General features: G+C 69.5%; 4 protein-coding genes. 2 read left to right on the top strand and 2 right to left on the bottom strand.

Annotated features, from left to right (window positions below; all coding sequences use genetic code 11):
* Positions 1–365: 365 nt before the first annotated feature.
* Together ACQKIP_RS43010 and clpS are read right to left on the bottom strand one after the other, a co-directional pair.
* On the bottom strand, positions 366–968 hold the full coding sequence (locus ACQKIP_RS43010) for a DUF2017 domain-containing protein (RefSeq protein WP_365857337.1): 603 nt from the start codon (positions 966–968) through the stop codon (positions 366–368).
* Positions 969–979: 11 nt separating this feature from the next.
* On the bottom strand, positions 980–1,294 hold the full coding sequence (clpS, locus tag ACQKIP_RS43005) for an ATP-dependent Clp protease adapter ClpS (RefSeq protein WP_361836503.1): 315 nt from the start codon (positions 1,292–1,294) through the stop codon (positions 980–982).
* Between the two features lie 80 nt (positions 1,295–1,374).
* On the opposite strand from clpS, the gene ACQKIP_RS43000 reads away from it, so the two are divergent.
* Positions 1,375–2,703 (top strand): nicotinate phosphoribosyltransferase, encoded by a 1,329-nt coding sequence (locus tag ACQKIP_RS43000; protein WP_365857335.1) that lies wholly within the window; start codon positions 1,375–1,377, stop codon positions 2,701–2,703.
* A 175-nt stretch (positions 2,704–2,878) separates the two neighbouring features.
* Positions 2,879–3,463, top strand: coding sequence for an isochorismatase family protein (locus ACQKIP_RS42995; protein ID WP_365857333.1), 585 nt, complete (start codon positions 2,879–2,881; stop codon positions 3,461–3,463).
* Positions 3,464–3,529: the final 66 nt, after the last annotated feature.

Here is a 3,529-nt window from a genome sequence, read left to right as displayed (position 1 = left end):
GTCATGGTGATGCGCCCTTTCTCCATGCCTATCCGCTGCCCGGCGCGACTGGCGCGCACGGAGTGCGGATCAGGTCCTGATCCCCCCGGATATGGATGGAGTGCTACCGGCGGTCTGCCGGCCCGAGCGCCACCGGTGACATGGGTGGCGTCACCGAGTGGTCGTGAAGATTTATCACGCTGGCAATAGTGATCGGCCGGGGCGCGTGTGGCCCATGCCACGAGAAGAACCGGACAAAAGTCCCTCGCCGGACCAAACGGGGGCGCTGGAGTGACACGATCGTTATCCGGATTTGAGCGTCCGCTGAGCGAACGAGAGGTAAAGGCTGCCCCATACAACGACTTCGCCGCGGGCCGGTGTGACTTCTAATCCATCAGGGTGGCGACCAGCGTCTCCTGGAGACCGCCGAGCCAGAGGTAGGCCATCACCATCGGCTTGCGCGGGTCGGCGTCGGGCAACTGGAAGAGCAGGTCGGTGTCGTCCTCGTCGGTCACTTCGAGGCGGGCGCCGATCGCGAGGCGCAGGTCGTTGAGCGCGCCGAGCCAGTGCTGCGACTCGTCGGCGGACAGCTTCAGGACGGCGCCGCCCTCGCCCTTGGACGCCGTGGCGTCGAGGCAGCGGATCACCACCAGGGCGTCGTCGCGCTTCTTGGCCCGCAGGTCGTTCTCCGTGAAGCGCCTGAACTCTGCGGAGTACGCGCGCAGTTCGTCGGCATCGACGGCGCCCTCCTCACTGCCGGGGCCGCCGTACGCGTCCGGGAGCAGCCGCTTGAGGACCGGGTCGGCGGGCGGCTCGCTCGGGCCCTCCGCGAACAACTCGGCGAGCGGGTCGTCGGAGGCGTCCTCGGCCGGGCCGGGGCCGATCAGCTCCAGGAGCTGCACGGCGAGGGAGCGGATGATCGAGATCTCGACCTCGTCGAGCGCGACGGCGGCACCGCCGCCGGGAATGGCTTCGAATTGTCCTGGCATCAGATGCGTCGCTACTTCCGGTCCTGCTGGAGGGTGGCCCAAAGGCCGTATCCGTGCATGGCCTGTACGTCGCGCTCCATCTCCTCGCGGGAGCCGGTGGAGACGACGGCACGGCCCTTGTGATGCACGTCCATCATCAGCTTGGTGGCCTTCTCCTTCGAGTACCCGAAGTAGGACTGGAACACATACGCCACGTAACTCATCAAATTGACCGGGTCGTTGTGGACGAGCGTGATCCATGGGACATCCGGCTCCGGAACGGCGAAGGTCTCTTCGGCCGATTCGGGGCGGGTGATCTCTGCGGGAGCCGTACTCACTTGTCCCATGCTGCCACCCGCAGGGGGGCCTCGCACAAATGGGCTCAGGAAATCGTCAGAGTGACGAGATGCGGGGTAGCATCCTTCGTATGAACACAGCGGACCTTGGGCTGCCGGTGGATGTTCCGTCGACAGCGCTCTTCACGGACCATTACGAGCTCACGATGCTGCAGGCCGCGCTGAAGGCCGGCACCGCCGACCGGCGCTCCGTCTTCGAGGTCTTCACGCGCAGACTGCCCGAGGGACGCCGCTATGGAGTGGTGGCCGGAACGGGCCGGGTCCTGGACGCCGTGGAGAACTTCCGCTTCGACGCCGACGTCATCGGATTCCTGCGCGAGCGGCGAGTCGTCGACGAGGCGACCCTGGAGTGGCTGGCGTCGTACCGCTTCAGCGGGGACATCTGGGGCTACCCCGAGGGCGAGGTCTACTTCCCCGGCTCGCCCATTCTGCGCGTCGAGGGCTCCTTCGCGGAGTGCGTGCTCCTGGAGACGGTGATCCTCTCCATCCTCAACCACGACTCGGCCATCGCGGCCGCCGCCTCCCGGATGGCATCGGCCGCCGGGGACCGCCCGCTGATCGAGATGGGCGCCCGGCGCACGCACGAGCTCGCGGCCGTCGCCGCCTCCCGCGCCGCGTACGTCGGCGGTTTCACCACCACGTCCGACCTGGCGGCCGGCTTCCGCTACGACATCCCCACCGTCGGCACGTCGGCCCACGCCTTCACCCTTCTGCACGACAACGAACGCGACGCCTTCCAGGCCCAGGTCGACTCCCTGGGCCCCGGCACCACGCTGCTCGTCGACACGTACGACGTGACCGCGGCCGTCCGTACGGCCGTCGAGGTCGCCGGGCCCGAGCTCGGGGCGGTGCGCATCGACTCCGGTGACCTGCTCCTGGTCGCGCACCGGGTGCGCGACCAGCTGGACGAGCTCGGCGCCACGAAGACGAAGATCGTCGTCACCTCCGACCTCGACGAATACGCCATCGCCTCGCTCGCCGCGGCGCCCGTGGACGCGTACGGCGTGGGCACCCAGCTCGTCACCGGGTCCGGGCACCCGACGTGCTCGATGGTCTACAAGCTCGTGGCCCGCGCCCACTCGGCGGACCCGAAGGCCCCTCTGGAGCCGGTGGCCAAGAAGTCGCTCGGCGCCAAGTCGTCGGTGGGCGGCCGCAAGTGGTCCGCCCGGCGGCCGGACGAGCACGGGACCGCCGAGGCCGAGGTGATCGGCACGGGAGCGGTCCCGGCGGAGCTCGCCGACCACCAGCTGCTCGTCGAGCTGATCAAGGGCGGCGAGGTGCTTGCGCGCGAGCCTCTCGACACCGTGCGCGACCGGCACGCCGCGGCCCGGGCGCGGCTGCCCCTCTCGGCCACGCAGCTGTCGAAGGGCGAGGCCGTCATTCCGACGGAGTACGTCTGAGCACGTCTGAGCACCACATTCGACGCATACGTCTGACGAATGCCTCAGATTGTGCGCCGGAGCGGAGAGAGGGCGTTCGAACGCCCTCTCCCGCAATGCGTTCGAAGTCTCTACGCTCGGTTCATCCGGCCGAGCCCCCGCCGGGTGCGAGCCCTGCCCGACCGAAGGACAGCCGATGCGCCGCGCTCTGATCGTCGTCGATGTGCAGAACGACTTCTGCGAGGGCGGCAGCCTCGCGGTCGCGGGAGGCGCCGACGTGGCCGCCGCGATCACTGATCTGATCGGGCAGGCTCCCGCGGGCTACCGCCACGTGGTGGCCACCCGTGATCACCACATCGACCCCGGTGACCACTTCTCGGACCACCCGGACTACGTCGACTCCTGGCCGCCGCACTGCGTGGCGGGCACGGAGGGCGTCGGCTTCCACCCGAACTTCGCGCCGGTCGTCGCGTCCGGGGCGATCGACGCGGTGTTCGACAAGGGGGCGCACTCGGCGGCCTACAGCGGCTTCGAGGGGTCCGACGAGAACGGCGTCCTGCTGGCGGACTGGCTGCGGGACCGGAAGATCACCGAGGTGGACGTGGTGGGCATCGCCACGGACCACTGCGTGCGCGCCACGGCGCTCGACGCGGTGCGCGAGGGCTTCGGCACGACGGTCCTCCTCGACCTGACCGCGGGCGTCTCCAAGGAGACGACGGAACGGGCCCTGGAAGAGCTCCGCACGGCAGGGGCGGACCTGACGGGCAAACCGGTGGTCTAGCGCACGCCCACGAGGGGCCCGCAGGGGCCCCGTCAGGGGCACGGGGAACCGCGCAAGGGGCCCGCA

This window comes from Streptomyces sp. NPDC059900 (genome assembly GCF_050270335.1).
GTDB lineage: Bacteria > Actinomycetota > Actinomycetes > Streptomycetales > Streptomycetaceae > Streptomyces.
This window is presented reverse-complemented; position numbering and strand designations above follow the sequence as displayed.